At 64.5% G+C, this 17106-nt stretch carries 18 protein-coding genes; 13 read left to right on the top strand and 5 right to left on the bottom strand.

The window, feature by feature from the left end:
* Positions 1 to 139 precede the first annotated feature (139 nt).
* Both B9Y97_RS09815 and rsgA read left to right on the top strand, forming a co-directional pair.
* Positions 140 to 1813, top strand: coding sequence for an acyl-CoA dehydrogenase family protein (locus B9Y97_RS09815; RefSeq protein ID WP_085526564.1), 1674 nt, complete (start codon positions 140 to 142; stop codon positions 1811 to 1813).
* Between the two features lie 147 nt (positions 1814 to 1960).
* Complete coding sequence (gene rsgA, locus B9Y97_RS09810) at positions 1961 to 2995, top strand: ribosome small subunit-dependent GTPase A (RefSeq protein WP_085526563.1); 1035 nt, start codon at positions 1961 to 1963, stop codon at positions 2993 to 2995.
* A gap of 2 nt (positions 2996 to 2997) precedes the next feature.
* Here rsgA and fnrL read toward each other — a convergent pair whose 3' ends face one another.
* Positions 2998 to 3735, bottom strand: coding sequence for a transcriptional regulator FnrL (gene fnrL / locus B9Y97_RS09805; RefSeq protein ID WP_217809449.1), 738 nt, complete (start codon positions 3733 to 3735; stop codon positions 2998 to 3000).
* 75 nt (positions 3736 to 3810) lie between these two features.
* On the opposite strand from fnrL, the gene hemN reads away from it, so the two are divergent.
* From hemN to B9Y97_RS09760, 10 genes are all read left to right on the top strand, one after another.
* Positions 3811 to 5166 carry an oxygen-independent coproporphyrinogen III oxidase gene (hemN, locus tag B9Y97_RS09800; RefSeq protein WP_085526561.1) on the top strand — a complete coding sequence of 452 codons (1356 nt, stop codon included), beginning with the start codon at positions 3811 to 3813 and terminating at the stop codon, positions 5164 to 5166.
* Between the two features lie 248 nt (positions 5167 to 5414).
* The gene (locus B9Y97_RS09795; protein WP_176224338.1) at positions 5415 to 6344 is read left to right on the top strand and encodes an ABC transporter ATP-binding protein; all 930 of its coding nucleotides are present in this window, start codon (positions 5415 to 5417) and stop codon (positions 6342 to 6344) included.
* Complete coding sequence (locus B9Y97_RS09790; RefSeq protein WP_085526559.1) at positions 6341 to 7102, top strand: ABC transporter permease; 762 nt, start codon at positions 6341 to 6343, stop codon at positions 7100 to 7102. The genes B9Y97_RS09795 and B9Y97_RS09790 overlap by 4 nt, the downstream gene beginning before the upstream one ends.
* Before the next feature lie 75 nt (positions 7103 to 7177).
* Positions 7178 to 7975, top strand: a complete 798-nt coding sequence (locus B9Y97_RS09785) for a S49 family peptidase (protein ID WP_085528200.1) — start codon at positions 7178 to 7180, stop codon at positions 7973 to 7975.
* On the top strand, positions 7976 to 8140 hold the full coding sequence (locus tag B9Y97_RS18130) for a hypothetical protein (protein WP_176224337.1): 165 nt from the start codon (positions 7976 to 7978) through the stop codon (positions 8138 to 8140).
* Entirely contained in the window at positions 8141 to 9160 is a 1020-nt protein-coding gene (locus B9Y97_RS09780) for a calcium/sodium antiporter (RefSeq protein ID WP_139828272.1), read from the top strand.
* Position 9161: 1 nt separating this feature from the next.
* The gene (locus B9Y97_RS09775; protein ID WP_085526557.1) at positions 9162 to 9947 is read left to right on the top strand and encodes an SDR family oxidoreductase; all 786 of its coding nucleotides are present in this window, start codon (positions 9162 to 9164) and stop codon (positions 9945 to 9947) included.
* Positions 9948 to 10257: 310 nt separating this feature from the next.
* Complete coding sequence (uvrC, locus tag B9Y97_RS09770) at positions 10258 to 12135, top strand: excinuclease ABC subunit UvrC (protein ID WP_085526556.1); 1878 nt, start codon at positions 10258 to 10260, stop codon at positions 12133 to 12135.
* 165 nt (positions 12136 to 12300) lie between these two features.
* Positions 12301 to 12906, top strand: a complete 606-nt coding sequence (gene plsY / locus B9Y97_RS09765; protein ID WP_085526555.1) for a glycerol-3-phosphate 1-O-acyltransferase PlsY — start codon at positions 12301 to 12303, stop codon at positions 12904 to 12906.
* A gap of 83 nt (positions 12907 to 12989) precedes the next feature.
* Complete coding sequence (locus B9Y97_RS09760; RefSeq protein WP_085526554.1) at positions 12990 to 13451, top strand: DUF805 domain-containing protein; 462 nt, start codon at positions 12990 to 12992, stop codon at positions 13449 to 13451.
* A 16-nt stretch (positions 13452 to 13467) separates the two neighbouring features.
* Here B9Y97_RS09760 and hemF read toward each other — a convergent pair whose 3' ends face one another.
* On the bottom strand, positions 13468 to 14358 hold the full coding sequence (gene hemF / locus B9Y97_RS09755) for an oxygen-dependent coproporphyrinogen oxidase (protein ID WP_085526553.1): 891 nt from the start codon (positions 14356 to 14358) through the stop codon (positions 13468 to 13470).
* A gap of 111 nt (positions 14359 to 14469) precedes the next feature.
* Between hemF and B9Y97_RS09750 the strand changes: the two genes are divergently transcribed.
* The gene (locus B9Y97_RS09750) at positions 14470 to 14838 is read left to right on the top strand and encodes a hypothetical protein (protein ID WP_085526552.1); all 369 of its coding nucleotides are present in this window, start codon (positions 14470 to 14472) and stop codon (positions 14836 to 14838) included.
* Between the two features lie 23 nt (positions 14839 to 14861).
* Here B9Y97_RS09750 and B9Y97_RS09745 read toward each other — a convergent pair whose 3' ends face one another.
* From B9Y97_RS09745 to clpS, 3 genes are read right to left on the bottom strand one after another with little or no spacing between them, the layout of a single operon-like run.
* Positions 14862 to 15698, bottom strand: a complete 837-nt coding sequence (locus tag B9Y97_RS09745; RefSeq protein ID WP_085526551.1) for an SDR family NAD(P)-dependent oxidoreductase — start codon at positions 15696 to 15698, stop codon at positions 14862 to 14864.
* 39 nt (positions 15699 to 15737) lie between these two features.
* Entirely contained in the window at positions 15738 to 16706 is a 969-nt protein-coding gene (locus tag B9Y97_RS09740; RefSeq protein ID WP_085526550.1) for a class I SAM-dependent methyltransferase, read from the bottom strand.
* 25 nt (positions 16707 to 16731) lie between these two features.
* Positions 16732 to 17043, bottom strand: coding sequence for an ATP-dependent Clp protease adapter ClpS (clpS, locus tag B9Y97_RS09735; protein ID WP_176224415.1), 312 nt, complete (start codon positions 17041 to 17043; stop codon positions 16732 to 16734).
* Positions 17044 to 17106: the final 63 nt, after the last annotated feature.

The following is a 17106-nucleotide window of genomic DNA, read 5'->3' as shown; positions in this document are numbered from 1 at the left end:
CAGGCGAAACGGGAACCCGGCCGTCGCTGATAGAGCCGCTGCGACACTTTCGTGCCCAATTTTCTGCACATGCGAATTAATGTTGCGCTGCACATGCAAAATACCTATCACGTTCGGGACCGATTCAAGGGAGCGCCCGATGCCGAAGGACACGCCGATGAAATCCCCGATCCTCGACGATCTGCTCACCCTCACCGGCGCGGCCATTGCCCCGGCCGAGGCCCTGCTCGCAACTGCCACCGACCGGGTGCGTGCGGCGGTGAGCGATGGCGACAAGGTGTCCGGCCCGAAGCTGGAGGCGGAGCAATCCGCCGCCCATGCGCTGGCCTGGCTGGCCACTTATGTCGAGGCGTTGCGCCAGATGCAGGCCTGGGCCGAGCGGCTGACCGACGCCGGGCGGTTCGGCGAGATGGAGGCGCTGATCCACCAGATCGCCTTCGGCGAATACCTCTGGCAGATCTACGGCGGCATCCCGATGAGCCAAGGCGAGATCGCCCGACCGCAGGACATGGGTCTCACCCAGGATGACCAGCGTGTTCTGATGACGGAAGCCGTTCAGAGGCTTACACAAGCGGGCAACACGCCCGCCGCCCGCACCCGGCTCGTGGCCCTGATGCAGGACAACGCGGGCCATGCCACCTTTGGCGCTTCCGGGCTCGACGACGAACTCGAGATGATCCGCGAGCAGTTTCGCCGCTATGCCGACGACAAGGTGGCGCCCTTCGCCCACGCGTGGCACCTCAAGGACGAGTTGATCCCGATGGAGATCATCGAGGAGCTTGCCGAAATGGGCGTGTTCGGCCTCACAATACCCGAAGATTTCGGCGGGCTTGGCATGTCGAAGGCCTCGATGGTGGTGGTCTCGGAAGAGCTTTCGCGCGGCTATATCGGCGTCGGCTCCCTCGGCACCCGGTCGGAGATCGCCGCCGAACTGATCCTCGCGGGCGGCACCGACGACCAGAAAGCGCATTGGCTGCCGAAGATTGCGGCAGCGGAAGTGCTGCCCACCGCCGTGTTCACCGAGCCCAACACCGGCTCCGATCTTGGTGCCCTGCGCACCCGCGCGGTGCGGGAGGGCGAGGATTACACCGTCACCGGCAACAAGACATGGATCACCCACGCTGCCCGCGCCAGCGTGATGACCCTGCTCGCCCGCACCGATGCCGACACCACCGATCACCGGGGGTTGTCGATGTTCATCGCCGAAAAGACACCGGGCACCGACGACGATCCCTTCCCAACCCCGGGAATGACCGGCGGCGAGATCGAGGTGCTCGGCTATCGCGGCATGAAGGAATACGAGCTTGGCTTCGACGGCTTCAAGGTGCCGGCCGAGAACCTCCTCGGCGGGGTCGAGGGCCAAGGCTTCAAGCAGTTGATGAAAACCTTCGAGGCCGCCCGTATCCAGACCGCCGCCCGCGCCATCGGCGTGGCCCAGAACGCGCTCGAGGTCGGGCTGCAATACGCGCAAGACCGCAAACAGTTCGGCAACGCGCTCATCGCCTTCCCCCGCGTCGCGGGCAAGCTGGCGATGATGGCGGTGGAGATCATGGTGGCACGCCAGCTCACCTATTTCTCGGCATGGGAAAAAGACCACGACCGGCGCTGCGATCTCGAAGCCGGTATGGCCAAGCTTCTGGGTGCCCGCGTGGCCTGGGCGGCGGCCGACAACGCGCTGCAGATCCACGGCGGCAACGGCTTCGCGCTCGAATACCAGATCAGCCGCATCCTCTGCGACGCGCGCATCCTCAACATCTTCGAGGGCGCGGCGGAGATCCAGGCACAGGTGATCGCGCGGCGGCTGCTGGGCTGATACCGGGGTTTTCCGTCACCCCTGCCCGTGGTATCCTGAAACCCTGCAAGGGAGGCTGGATGCTTGTCCGCTGAGCCATGGGGCGATCTGCGCCCTTTCCGTTGCGCCCAAGGGCGTGTCTGACGTGGTTCACACGAGGATCAGGCCTTGACCGAAACCCATGATCTGAAGTCCCTCGGCTGGTCGGCCGACTTCCTGCGCCAGCTCGAGATCGACGAGATCGGCGTTCAGCATCCCGCCCGGATCACCGCCGTGCACCGCGACCGTGTCGATGCGCTGGCCGAAACCGGCGCCCTGAGCCTCCGGCTTCCCCAGGGCCTCACCACCGGCGAAGTGGCGGTGGGCGATTGGGTCTTGATCGACCATGCCGGCAGCCACATTGCCCGTATTCTCGACCGCAAGAGCCTGCTGCACCGCCGCGCCGCCGGGGTGGAGGCGCGCGACCAGTTGATCGCGGCGAACGTCGACACCCTGTTCATCACCACGTCGCTCAATGCCGATTTCAACCCGGCCCGGCTGGAACGCTATCTTGCGATGGCTTACGAGGGTGGTGTTGCGCCGGTGTTCGTGCTGACCAAGGCGGATCTTTGCGACGATCCGGCACCCTATCTCGAATCCCTCAAGACCATCGCGCCCGAGGTTCCCGTGGTGGCCCTCGATACCCGCGACCCCGACGCCGCCGAGCGGCTTGCCGATTGGTGCGGTCCGGGCCAGACGGTAGCCTTGCTTGGCTCCTCGGGGGTAGGAAAATCCACCCTTGCCAATACCTTGACGGGCGCGGCTATCGCCACCCAAGGCATTCGCGACGACGATGCGAAGGGCCGTCACACCACCACCGCGCGCGAGTTTCATGACCTGAAGGATGGCGGCTGGCTGGTCGACACGCCCGGCATGCGCGAATTGCAACTGGCCGGCACCAATCGGGGCATCGACACGGTGTTTGACGACATAACCGACCTTGCCGCAGGCTGCCGGTTTTCCGATTGCGCGCATGACAGCGAACCGGGCTGTGCCGTGAAATCAGCGATCGAGCGGGGCGACCTCGCACCGGAACGGCTGGACCGCTGGCGCAAGCTCAAACGCGAGGATGCCCGCAATGCCCAGAGCCTCGCCGATGCCCATGCCCGCAGCCGCAGCTTCGGCCGCATCGTGCGGCAGGTGAAAGACCTCAAGCGGCGCTAGGCTCAGGCGATCGGCCCGCCATCCATGTCGTCGCCGGTTTCGTTGATGAGTTTTTCGAGCGACGGGACAACCACCTTGCGCTTGCCATCCAGCTCGATGATCCCCGATTTCTTCAAGGCCGAGATCTGGCGGCTCACGGTTTCCAGCGTGAGCCCGAGATAATCCGCCATCGCTTCGCGGGTCAGAGGCAGATCGAAGTGCATGCCGTCTTTCGGCGTGTGCTTCCTCAATGCCGCATCGCGCCGGGCGATGATCGCGAGCAGTGAGGCAATCTTCTCGCGCGCCGTCTTGCGCCCAAGCACGAGCATCCATTCGCGCGCCGAATCGAGTTCGTCCAGCGTCATTTCCAGCAGACGGGCACCGATGTGCGGCGTGGTCGTCATGAGATCTTCAAACGGCCGCTTGCGAAAACAACAAATCGTGAGGTCGGCGACCGCCACCACGTCGAACGGTGCCGAATCACGCCCCGGTCGGCCGATGAAATCCGACGGCAGCAAGAGCCCCACCATCTGGGTGCGACCGTCTTCCATCGTCTGGCTGAGAGAAGCGATTCCGGTCACCACCGAGGCGACGAATTCCATGTGATCGCCAGCCCATATGACCGGCTGCCCGGCTTCGTAATTCCTGTAATACTTGATCTGTTCAAGAGTTGCGAGTTCGTCGGGCTCACAGCGCGCGCAAACTGCCTGATGCTTGATCGGGCAGTTCCAGCACTCCTTGGTGTCGAGGGACATTTCCATCTTCAACTTCATGCCGGGTACCCGGTTTGATCCTGATCAAAGTCGCGCGCATCGTTTCGTATAGAGCCTAGTCGAATGCAGACACTCACGCAACTTCGCATACTCGGACTTTTTGACGCCCGAGTGCCCCGCTACACAAGCTATCCGACCGCGCCTCAGTTCACGGCACGCGTCGGCAAAGGCCACGTTTCCGACTGGCTTGAAGCGATCCCGTCCGGCGGTGCCGTTTCGGTCTATGTCCACGTTCCGTTCTGTCGGAGATTGTGCTGGTTTTGTGCCTGCCGCACCCAGGGCACGAAAACCGCCGAACCGGTGGGGGCCTATGTCGAGACGCTCAAGCAGGAGCTTGCGCTGGTGAAGGCCCGCCTGCCCGAAGGCGTCGAGATCGAGCACCTGCACTGGGGCGGCGGCACACCGACCCTGCTGGAACCCGAAATGATCTCCGATCTCGCGGGCGCGATCTTCGAGATGGCACCCCTCGCACCCGGCGCGCAGTTTTCCGTCGAGATCGACCCCACGGAAGTGGACGGCCCCCGGCTCGACGCCCTGGCGGCGGCGGGGCTGAACCGGGCTTCGATCGGGGTGCAGGATTTCGATCCGATGATCCAGGAGGTCATCGGGCGGCCTCAGAGCTACGAGATCACCCGCGAGGCTGTCGACATGCTGCGCGAACGCGGGATCGGCTCGCTCAACGTCGATCTGCTCTACGGCCTGCCGCACCAGACCGAGGCGCGGATCTCGGATTCCGTGAACAAGGTGATCTCGCTCGGCCCCGACAGGATCGCGTTGTTCGGCTATGCCCATGTGCCGTGGATGTCGAAGCGCCAGCAACTGATCCCGACCGAGGCCTTGCCGTCGCCCGAAGCCCGGTTCGAGCTTTACAGCACCGCGCGCGACCTGTTCGTGGACGGTGGCTTCGAGGAAATCGGCATCGACCATTTTGCCAAACCCGAAGACGGCCTTGCCATCGCCCACCGCAATGGCACGATGCACCGGAACTTCCAGGGGTATACCGAGGACAGATCCGGCGTTCTGATCCCGATCGGCGCGTCTGCCATCGGTCGTTTTCCGCAAGGTTATGCCCAGAACGAACCCGCGACGTCGAAGTACCAGGAGCGGGTGCGGGCGGGCGAGTTGCCGATTGCCAAGGGCCACGTCTTCACCGGCGACGACCTGTTGCGCGGGCGGATCATCGAAAAGCTGTTGTGCGATTTTCGCGCCGATCTGCGGGCCATCGCCGCCGAGCAGGCGGTTGCCCCCGAGGTGGCCATCGCCATGGTCGACGGGTTGGAGGCGGTATTGCCCGGCACCACCACGCTCGAAGACGGCGTGCTGACCATCCTTGAAGACTCGCGCCCCCTCGCGCGGATCATCGCGCGCTATTTCGATGCCTACGAGATGCCGGCCACCGGACACAGCCAGGCGGTTTAGGCCACGCCGCTCCCGGGAACAGGCCCCGGGGCCAGGGGCGGGAGCGTATGGGGTTCGCCTGCGCTTCTCAGGGCCATGGAAAAACCCGGCCTTCCGCCCCGCCACCTCGCAGCCATCGCACCGACCGCAGCGCGACCGGTCCCGAAGGCTGCCGGGTCGCGGCATGCCTCTTTGCGCTGTCTGCGCGCAGGCACTGGAACTTTGTCGACCCCGGGCATAGGTTGCCGACGCGAACAGGAGGGTTGCCAGTGTCATCCATCGTATCGGTCCAGGGTCTCACCAAGGTGTTTCCCGGTGGGCTCAAGGCGCTGAAAGGCGTCGATCTCGAAATCGAGGAAGGCGAGGTGTTGGCGCTCCTCGGCCCGAACGGCGCGGGCAAGACCACGCTGATCTCGATCATTTGCGGGCTGACCACGATGAGTGGCGGCAGAGTGACCGTTGGCGGCCATGAAATCACCCGGGATTTCCGCGCCGCGCGAGAGTTGATCGGCCTCGTCCCGCAGGAACTGCATGTCGAGGGTTTCGAGAAGGTCATCAACACCGTTCGCTTCACCCGCGGCCTGTTCGGCAAGAAACCCGACGACGCGCTGATCGAACAGATACTCATGGATCTCGCGCTGTGGGACAAGCGCAATGAGAAGATCATCGAGCTTTCCGGCGGCATGAAGCGCCGGGTGATGATCGCCAAGGCACTGGCGCACGAGCCGCGCGTGCTGTTTCTCGACGAGCCCACCGCCGGTGTCGATGTCGAGCTTCGCCAGTCGATGTGGCAGGTGATGCGCGGGTTGAAGGATCGCGGTGTGACGATCATCCTCACCACGCATTACATCGAGGAGGCCGAGGCGATGGCCGACCGGGTTGGCGTGATCAACCACGGCGAGCTTCTGCTGGTGGAAGAAACCGGGCCGCTGATGACGCGGATGGGACGAAAGACCCTTACCGTCGATCTCTCCGCCCCGATCGACGCCGTTCCCGGGCCGCTCGCTGCGCGTGGCGTCGAGCTTGGCAACGGCGGCACCAGCCTCGTCTATACCTATGACACCGCGGCCGAACAGACCGGGATCACCGATTTGCTGTCGGATATTCGCGAGGCGGGACTGCATCTTGCCGACCTGCACACAAGGCAATCGAGCCTCGAAGATATCTTCGTCGACCTCGTGAACGGGAGCACGCGATGAACCTGCAAGCGATCCGCGCGATCTATCTCTTCGAGATGGCCCGCACCTTCCGCACGATCTGGCAAAGCATCGTCTCGCCGGTGATTTCCACCTCGCTCTACTTCATCGTTTTCGGGGCCGCGATCGGCAGCCGGATCGAAACCGTCGAGGGGGTGAGCTACGGCGCATTCATCGTGCCGGGGCTGATCATGCTCACCGTGCTGCAACAATCGGTCACCAACGCCGCCTTCGGCATCTACTTCCCGAAGTTCGTCGGCACGATCTACGAAGTTCTCTCGGCCCCCGTCACGGTGATCGAGATCGTGATCGGATATGTCGGGGCGGCGGCGACAAAGGCGCTGATGATCGGCCTTATCATATTCGCCACCGCGCATCTGTTCGTCGATCTGCCCATCGTGCACCCGGTCTGGATGATCGCCTTCCTGGTGATGACAACTTTCTCCTTTGCCATGCTCGGTTTCATTCTCGGGATCTGGGCGAAAAACTTCGAACAGCTCAACCTCGTGCCGATGCTGGTGATCACCCCGCTCGTCTTCCTCGGCGGATCGTTCTACTCGATCACGATGCTGCCGCCGGTCTGGCAGACGATCACGTTGTTCAATCCGGTGGTCTACCTGATCTCCGGATTCCGCTGGTCGTTCTTTGGCACCGCCGACGTGCCGGTGGCCGCTTCGCTTGCGGCCATTGCCCTGTTTGCGGGGCTTTGCCTGCTGGCGATCTGGGCGATCTTCCGCACCGGCTGGCGGTTGCGGAGCTGAGGCCTAAAAACAACGCGCGCAGGAAAGGTCGGGGGGCACCTTGTCGCCACCCCGCCCCGCCTCTACATGGCGCCCATGATGCGCTTCATACCATTCACCCCCCGTTCCCCACGGGTCGCCGTGATCCGCCTGCATGGCGCGATCTCGACCGGGCCCCGCGGCCAGCTCAATGACGAGGCCGTGGCGCACCTGATCGAGAAGGCGTTTCGCCGCGGCAAACCCGCGGCGGTGGCGCTCAGTGTCAATTCGCCGGGCGGCTCGCCGGTGCAAAGCTCGCTCATCGCCGCGCGCATCCGCCGCCTCGCCGATGAAAAAGACGTGCCGGTCTATGCCTTCGTCGAGGATGCCGCCGCGTCCGGGGGTTACTGGCTCGCCTGCGCCGCCGACGAGATCTATGCCGACCGCTCCTCCATCGTCGGCTCGATCGGCGTGATCATGGCGTTCTTCGGGTTGCAGGACTTCATCGCCCGCCACGGTGTCGAGCGGCGGATCTACACTTCGGGCGAAAGCAAGTCGCAGCTTGATCCCTTCGCGCCGGAAAAGCCCGAAGACGTTGCCCGCATCAAGGCGATCTCCAACACCATCCACGATGCCTTCATCGACCACGTGAAAACCGCGCGCGGTGCCAAGCTCACCGAAGATCCCCGGCTGTTCTCGGGCGAGTTCTGGACCGGCGCACAGGCGCTGGAGCTTGGCCTGATCGACGGCATCGGGCATGTCGTGCCAAAGATGAAAGAGCTCTTCGGCGACAAGACGCGCTTCGCCGTCTACGGGCCGAAACGCTCGCTGTTCCGCCGCTTCGGAGCCTCGGTCGTCGGGCAGGCGCTCGACGCGGTGGAGGAGCGCGCGCTCTGGGGAAGGCTCGGTCTCTAGATGTATTTCAAGCTCATCACGCTGTTTCTCGTCGCGATGATGGTGCTCGCGTTCTTTGGCAAGCTCCGTTTTCCCGGTCAGAAGCGTATCGCTCAAATGAAATGCCCCAAATGCGGGCGATACCGTATCGGCAAGGGCCCCTGTGCCTGCGAGAAAAAAGGCTGAATCGTGGATTTCTTCTACGCTGTTCTCGGGCTCGTAATCCTTCTGTTCGCTGGTGACAGCCTTGTACGCGGGGCGGTGAACCTCAGCCTGCGCCTCGGTGTGCCGGCGATGATCGTCTCGCTCACCATCGTCGCTTTCGGCACCTCGGCACCGGAAATGCTGATCTCTGTCGAGGCGGTTCTGGGCGATGTACCGGGCCTCGCGCTCGGCAACGTGGTGGGGTCGAACACCGCCAATATCCTGCTCGTGCTCGGCGTGCCCGCGCTGATCACCGGGCTCGCCACTGCGGGGTGCGACACACGGCGCAACTACATCGCGATGATGGCGGCCACGGTACTGTTCATCCTGCTCGCCGCTGCCGGTGGCATGTTTGGCTGGGTGCAGGGCATCGTGCTGCTGGCCGGTCTGGGCCTGATGCTGGCATCGGCTTTCAGGGACGCGATGGCCCACCGTCGCGAGGTAGCGGCACAGCGCGCCGCCGAACTGGCCGCCAAGGGGGTGAACCCCGATCCCGTGGCACTGCTGGCCGAGGCCGACGAAGAGGAAGAACCGGAGGGAGCCGACCCCGACATGCCTTGGCCCAAGGTCATCCTGTTCCTTGCGCTTGGTCTCATCGGACTGCCCCTCGGGGCCAATATCCTCGTCGATGCCTCCACCAATATCGCCCGCGCCTATGACGTGTCGGAAACCGTGATCGGCCTTACGCTCGTCGCCATCGGCACATCGCTGCCGGAACTCGCCACCACGGTGATGGCCGCGATCCGGCGCCAGGCCGACGTCGCTCTGGGCAACGTCATCGGCTCGAACATGTTCAACCTGCTCGCGATCATCGGCGTTGCCTCGCTTGTCGGGCCGATCCCGGTCGAGCCGACGATGCTGCGGGTCGACATGTGGGTGATGTTCATGGCCTCGCTGCTGCTCGCCCCCTTCGTATTCCGGGGTTGGCACATGGGCCGTGTCTGGGGCATCGTTTTCGTTACACTCTACATTGGCTATATCGTCTGGCTGTTGGGAGCTTGAGATGGAACCGGGACGGGCACTGGTAACGGGCGCAGGCGCGCGACTGGGGCGGGCGATGGCCGTCTACCTTGGGGCGCGCGGCTGGGACGTGGCGGTGCACTATGCGGGCAGCGAAGACGGCGCACGCGAAACCGTGGCGCTTTGCGAGGCCGCAGGCGTGCGCGCCGTAGCCCTTCAGGCCGACCTGCTCGACGCCGAAGCCACCGAAGCACTGGTGCCGCAAGCGGCGCAGGTCCTGGGCGGGGAGATATCCCTGCTCATCAACAACGCCTCGATCTTCGATTACGACCGGCTCGAAACCGCCACGCCGGAAAACTGGGATCGCCACATCGGCTCGAACCTGCGCGCGCCGTTCTTCCTCGCGCAAGCCTTTGCCGCGCAGTCCCCCGATCATACCCATTGCGAGGCGGGCGAACCGCGTGCAACCGGCCTCATCATCAACATGCTCGACCAACGGGTCTGGAAGCCCACGCCGGAATTCATGACCTACACCATCGCCAAGATGGGGCTCTGGGCCTTCACCCGCACCGCCGCACAGGCTCTGGCACCACGGATCCGCGTCAACGCCATCGGCCCGGGGCCAACGCTGATCGGCGCGCGGCAGAGCGACGAGCATTTCGCCCGGCAACGCGCGAATACGGTTCTCAAGCGCGGCGCGGATGCGGACGATATCACCGCGGCACTCGGCTACCTGATCGACGCCAAGGCGGTGACCGGCCAGATGATCGCGGTCGACGGCGGCCAGCATCTGGGCTGGAAAACCCCCGACGTGCTCGGGCTGGAGTAGTTCCCCCCGGCCGACCACGCGGCAACTTGTGCACCTCGCGCCATACTTGCCTGAATCGCACAGGGTTTCGCGAATGATTTCAGAAGTTTACAATATTGTCATATTAGTCATATTTTTTTTCCTTTGATATCAGGTGCTTGAAATGTCGCCTAATAATTAGGCACTCCGACGAAGCCAACCTGATACAGGGCCAAATCCGCGATACCCGGCGGCAATCCACTGAGTTATCCACAGATTCTGTGGGCAGGTTTGGACTTGAACTCCTCGTCACCAGATTGCAGGCAGCACCGGGAATCAGTAGGCAGGGCAGATGAGCGAGGCACCCGACCATAGCGAGACCACCGTCACTCGGCGCGGCCATGCGGTGATCGCCGATTACGTCAAACGGCTCGACGGTTCGCCGGGTGTCTACCGCATGCTCGATGAGAAAGGCCGGGTGCTCTACGTCGGCAAGGCGAAGAACCTCAGGAAGCGGGTGGCCAATTACGCCAAGCTCACCGGCCATTCCGCCCGGATCGACCGGATGATCAGCCAGACGACCTCGATGATGTTTCTTACCACGAGGTCGGAAACCGAGGCGCTGCTGCTCGAACAGAACCTGATCAAGCAGCTCAAGCCGCATTTCAACGTGCTGCTGCGCGACGACAAGTCGTTCCCCAATATCCTCGTCACCGATCATCCCTTCCCGCAGATCCGCAAGCACCGCGGCGCGAAGAAGGACAAGGGGCGTTACTACGGCCCCTTCGCCAGCGCGGACGCGGTGAACCGCACGTTGAACCAGTTGCAGAAGGTCTTTCTCTTGCGCAACTGCTCGGACGCGATGTTTGACAGCCGGACCCGGCCCTGCCTGCTTTTCCAGATCAAGCGCTGTTCCGGCCCCTGCGTGGGCAAGGTGAGCGCGGCCGACTACGCCACCCTCGTGCGCGATGCCGAGCGCTTCCTCTCCGGCCGCACCACCAAGGTGCAGGAACAGCTCGCCGCCGACATGCAGGCCGCCTCCGAAGCGATGGAATTCGAGCGCGCGGCCAGCCTGCGCGACCGGATCAGGGCGCTGACGCAGGTGCAAAGCTCGCAAGGGATCAATCCGCGCGGGGTCGCCGAGGCCGACGTGATCGCGCTGCACATGGAGGGCGGGCAGGCCTGCGTTCAGGTGTTCTTCATCCGCGCGCACCAGAACTGGGGCAACCGCGACTTCTACCCCCGCACCGGTGCGGGCGCGGGCGAGGCGGAGGTGCTGCAAGCCTTCATCGGCCAGTTCTACGACCAGAAAGATCCGCCCCGCCTCTTGCTGCTCAGCCACCCGATCGAAGACCTCGATCTCATGGCGGAGGCGCTCACCGAACGCGCCGGTCGCAAGGTCGAGATCGCGGTGCCGCTGAGGGGCGAGAAGGCCGAGTTGGTCGCCAGTGCCGCGCGCAATGCCCGCGAAAGCCTTGGCCGCAAGATGGCCGAGACCGCGACGCAGGCCCGCCTGCTCGACGGGCTTGCCGAAGCCTTCGGGCTCGACCAGCCGCCCCGCCGCATCGAGGTTTACGACAACTCCCACATCCAGGGGACCCATGCCGTGGGCGCGATGATCGTGGCGGGGCCGGAAGGCTACATGAAGAGCCAGTATCGCAAGTTCAACATTCGGGGCGATGATCTCACGCCCGGCGACGATTTCGGCATGATGAAAGAAGTGCTCACCCGCCGTTTCAAACGGCTTCTGAAGGAAGACCCGGATCGGGAGAGCGAGACCTGGCCCGATCTTCTGCTGATCGACGGTGGCGCGGGGCAGGTTTCGGCGGTGAACGGCATCCTTGAAGACCTCGGCGTGGAAGACATCGCCATGATCGGCGTCGCCAAGGGCATCGACCGCGACGCGGGCAAGGAAGAATTCCATCGCACGGGCAGACGCCCCTTCGCGCTGAAACGCGACGATCCGGTGCTCTACTTCGTCCAGCGCCTGCGCGACGAGGCGCATCGCTTCGCCATCGGCACCCATCGGGCCAAGCGCGCCAAGGCGATCGGGGCCACGCCGCTCGACGAGATCCCCGGTGTCGGTGCAACCCGCAAGCGCGCCCTGCTCAGCCACTTCGGCTCGGCGAAGGCCGTGGCGCGCGCCAGCCTCGACGATCTGAAGGCGGTGCCCGGGATCTCGGTGGCCCTGGCCGAGGCGATCCATGGCCATTTGCAGGATCACGGCTGAAGCAATCGACGGCACTCAACCGATCGCGGACCGCGCCTTTACAAGCGCCGCGATTGCGCCGGACCATTTCCGACGGTTTCCGCCAATTCCGCGACGGGATTTCTTGACACCGCCAACCGGCGTGTTTTCCCTTGTCGGGCCGATGTTGTCACGCGATAGATAACCATGCCCGAGATCATCACGTCGTTCCCGCTCCTCGTTCTTGTCGCCCTGCTCGGCTACCTGCTCGGCTCGGTGCCCTTTGGCCTGGTCTGGGCGCGGCTCTTTGGCCTTGGCGATATCCGCGCGATCGGGTCGGGCAATATCGGGGCCACCAATGTGCTGCGCACCGGCCACAAGCTCGCGGCGCTGCTGACCCTGATCGGCGATGTCGGCAAGGGGGCCTTTGCGGTGCTGGCGGCGCGCGCGCTGCTGGGCGACGACGCGGCGCAGGTGGCGGGGCTTTCGGCCTATCTCGGCCATCTCTTTCCGGTCTACATCGGGTTTCGCGGCGGCAAGGGCGTGGCAACCTGGCTCGGGACGATGTTCGCGGTTGCCTGGCCGGTGGGGCTGGCCGCTGCCGCCACATGGGTCGCCTTTGCGGCGATTTTCCGCATTTCCTCGCTTGCCGGGCTCGCGGCGGCGGCACTCACGCCGGTCTGGGCGCTGGCGCTCGGGCGCGCCGACGTTTTCGTGCTCGCACTGCTTCTCGGTGCCCTGATCTTCGCCCGACACAGGCCTAACATCGGCCGGTTGATGCGTGGCGAGGAGCCCAGGATCGGCCGAAAATAGTTGCCTGTCGCGATATCGCTGCGGTTGATTTTGACGGTGAAGGGGCGCAGAATCCGGGTGTTTTCAGAAGGGGAGTGCGGCTCATGACATTCGCAGAGTCGATCAAGACTTGTTTTTCCAAATATGTGACCTTTTCGGGCCGTGCCGTGCGGTCGGAGTTCTGGTGGTTCGCGTTGTTCGTCTTTGCGGGGCAAATCGTTCTGTCGATGGTCGATTCATTCCTGTTCGGCACCACGACGACCACGGAATTCGGCTTCGAGGCGTCGACGGATACGCCGATCCTGTCGGGGATCTTCTCGCTGGCAACGCTCTTGCCGATGATCTCGGTGGCGGTGCGGCGTTTGCACGACACGGATCGCACCGGGTGGTGGTACTGGATCGCGCTCGTGCCGATCGTGGGGATCATTCTGTTGATCGTCTGGTGGGCCAGCGAAGGCACCCGGGGCGGCAACCGCTACGGTTCCGACCCCAAGGGTGGCGGTGGCGGCTACGGCGGCGGCGAAGGGCTCACGGCCTCGTCGATCCCGAACGTGGCGCGCGACTAGGCTTGCGCGCCCGCGATCAGGGCCACTTCGCCAGCGGCGGCAAGCTCATCAGCACCGCGTTGGCATCGTGGCCGGTTGCGAGGCCGAACTTGGTGCCGCGGTCATAGACGAGGTTGTATTCCGCGTAGAGGCCGCGGTGCACGAGTTGCTGATCCTTGTCGGCCTCGGTCCAGGGCATATCGCGGCGACGCTCGGTGACTGGCAGGAACGCCGGCAGGAACGCCCGGCCGACCGCTTGGGTGAAGGCGAAATCGGCCTCCCAGTCGCCGGTGTTGAGATCGTCGTAGAAGATTCCGCCGACACCCCGTGCCCGGCCCCGGTGCGGGACGAAGAAGTATTCGTCGGCCCATGCCTTGAACCGATCGTAGTAGTCCGGCGCGTGGGCGTCGCAGGCGGCCTTCATCGCGGCATGGAAATGTGCGGTGTCGTCTGGATACTCGATGCAGGGGTTGAGATCGGCACCGCCGCCGAACCACCAGGCATTCGGAGTCCAGAACATCCGGGTGTTCATGTGCACCGCCGGGGTATGCGGGTTCTGCATATGGGCGACGAGGCTGATCCCCGAGGCCCAGAACCGCGGATCGTCATCCATGCCCGGCACGCCGCGCGCCGCCATCGCCTTTTGCGCGGCCGCGCCAAGGGTGCCGAATACGGTCGAGACATTGACGCCAACCTTCTCGAATACCCGCCCGCCGCGCATCACGCTCATCAACCCGCCGCCTGCATCGCTGCCATCCTCGGAGGCGCGCCTGGTCTCGGTCACGTCGAAGCGACCGGCAGGATTGTCGATGAAGGGACCGGTGTCATGGCTCAGTTCCATCGCCTCGAACGCCTCCACGATATCGTCGCGCAGGCTGCGGAACCAGGCGGCGGCGCGGGCCTTTTCTTCGGTCATCGTCTCGGTCATCCGTGCCTCCTTGAGCGGTTGCCGATGGCTAGCAGGAAACGACCACCCACGAAAAGGGCGATTTCGCCCGGGCAGGTATCACGCTATCCTGCGCCGACAAGGAGACCTTCGATGCGCATTTCCGCCCTTGCGATCCTCGCCCTTCCGATCCTGCTCGCCGCCTGCGAGATCACGCCGCGTCAACAATGCGAGGCGCCCTATCGGGCGGAACTGCGCACGGTGGATGCGGAGATTCGCGATACCCGCGAGATCCTGCGCCGGGGTTTCCGGCTGGTGCCTGCCCGCTGGGAGCACGGGGTGCACTACTGCATCGAGCGCAGCGGGTTTGTCGGGCTTTGCACCGCCGATGACGGCCTGCCGATGTATGACAAGCGCCCCATCAGCCGCGCGGCCGAACAAGCCAAGCTCAGCACCCTGGAAGCCGAGCGCCAAAGGCTTTCGCGCAACATTGCGCAATGCGCGGTTCAGTTTCCCGAGTAGGCCGCAACGAGCCTTGGCACGGCTCAGTGCGCCGGGGCACCAACCGCATCGACCAGCGTGCGGCCGCCATCGACGGTGAGGATCTGTCCGGTCATGAACCCCGCGCCCTCGGACGCGAGGAAACGGGCGGTTTCGGCCACTTCGTTTGCGCCCGCGATGCGCCCGAGCGGGGTGCCGTCGATGATCATGCCGCGCATGTCATCGTGCTCGCGCAGGGCGTCGCGCAGACTTGCGCTCATCACCGAGCCAAAGCTGATCGCGTTGACGCGAATACGGTGCGGGGCGAGCGCCACCGCGAATGCGCGCGTCATCTGTTCGAGCGCGGCTGCGGAGATCGAGAAGGCCATCAACCCCGGCTGGGTGCGGGTCGCCGCGATCGACGAAAGGTTGACGATCGCACCGAGTGGTTCATCGCTGTCTTCCGGCTGAGCCTCGCCTTGCCGCATCATCCGTTTTGCCACCGCCTGTGAGAGCCGGAGCGCGGTCATAAGGTTCTGTTCGATGAGATTCTCGACGGTTGAGTCCGACATGTCGAGAGGATCGGAGGTGCAGACCTGGCGCGAGGCATTCACCAGGATATCGACCCGCTCGAAGGAATCGACCGTGGTGGAAATCAGGTTCTTGATCGTGAGCTTCTTGCGCAGGTCGCCCGCGAAAATGCGGATATTGTTCGCCTCGGCCGCTTCCTGCTCGACGCCGTTCTCGGGATTGTGGCCAAACTCGTCGATCAGCCTGGCCTCGTCGATATCGGCGCAGACCACGTTGGCACCCTGTTCCGAAAAGTGTCGGGCAATGGCCAGCCCCACGCCGTTGGCGGCGCCGGTAACGATGGCGGTTTTTCCGGAAATCGAAAAGGACATGAGTTGGCTCCTGATTCCTTTGACCGAGCCTAGCGCGGATCAGCCCCGCAGGCGATGCGGCCTCGTGGCGTGAATCACCTTGAAGCCCGGCGCGCCGCCGACCTCCTCGACGGTGCCGAAAGCGCGCCCGAGGGCGTCCTCATAGGGCAAGTGTCGATTGGCGACCATCCAGAAGCTGCCATGCGGGGCAAGCATCCTGCGGGCGGCGGCGATGAAGGCCAGCCCGAGCCCGGGGTCGCCCGCGCGCCCGACATGAAACGGAGGATTTGACACCACGGTGTCATAGGGCTGATCGGGCCGGAAGCCGGTGACATCGGCCCAGTGAAAACCGGCGCGCGGGTCGGTGATATTCCGGCGGGCGCAATCCAGCGCCACCGCGTCGGCCTCGATCAGGTCGAGCCGGGTTACGGCTTCGGAGGCAAGGATCTCGCGCGCGAGGAAGCCCCAGCCCGCGCCGAGATCGGCCACCCGACCCTTGAGCGGCGGCAGCGCGGCGGCGAGGGCCTGCGAGCCCTTGTCGGGCCCGTCGGCGGAAAACACACCGGGGCGAGTGACGAAACCTGCCACCATGCGATCGGGCGCCACCCAGTCGGAAAAATCGCCGCCCGAGACCCAGAACAGCTTGCCATGCGCCTTCGAGATCACGCCGCCGGGCGCAACCCGCGCCTTCACCGCCTTCAGCACCGAATCGACCCCGTCATGTTTCTGACCGTCGACGAGCACCAGCGGCGCGTGGGCTGTTGCCTCTGCGATCAGGGCGCGCGCTGCATCCTTGGACCGCGGCAGCACGACGAGTGCGGCGGCGGCGTCGGGCGTGTCGCGGGTCGTCTCGAACCCGGCCGCTTTCCAGCGGGCGACATCGGGGGCGAAGTGGCTCACGATGGTGACGCGGTCACGCGGCAGCGCGGAGAGATCGAAGCCCGCGGGCGGCCCCAACACGGCAACCGGCCCTTCGGGCAGGGTGAGCGCGCCGCTGTCGAGCGCGAGGGTGAGGCGGGAGGCGGTCATGGCAAGGGCGCGCAGCAGGCGCGCGCTATTCCTTTTCCATCGTGCATTGCAACGGGTGCTGGTGCTGGCGCGCCGCTTCCATCACCTGCGTGACCTTGGTTTCGGCGATCTCGTGGGTGAATACGCCAACCACGGCAAGGCCCTTCTTGTGCACCGTCAGCATCAGTTCGAAGGCCTGAGCGTGGTTCATCCCGAAGAACCGTTCGAGCACCATCACGACAAATTCCATCGGCGTGAAATCGTCATTCAGCAGCAGCACCTTGTACATCGGAGGACGCTGGGTGCGCGTCCTGGTCTGGACGACGACTCCCGTGTCGTCGTCACCTTCTCCAGCCATCAGATAGGGGTTGATCCGGTCTTGCGACACGACGATCCTTTCGCTGCTCAGTTCCGTCATATT

The organism is Maritimibacter sp. HL-12, from assembly GCF_900177545.1.
Taxonomy (GTDB): domain Bacteria; phylum Pseudomonadota; class Alphaproteobacteria; order Rhodobacterales; family Rhodobacteraceae; genus Sinisalibacter.
The sequence above is the reverse complement of the archived record's forward strand: the minus strand, read 5'-3'. Positions and strand labels throughout refer to the sequence as shown.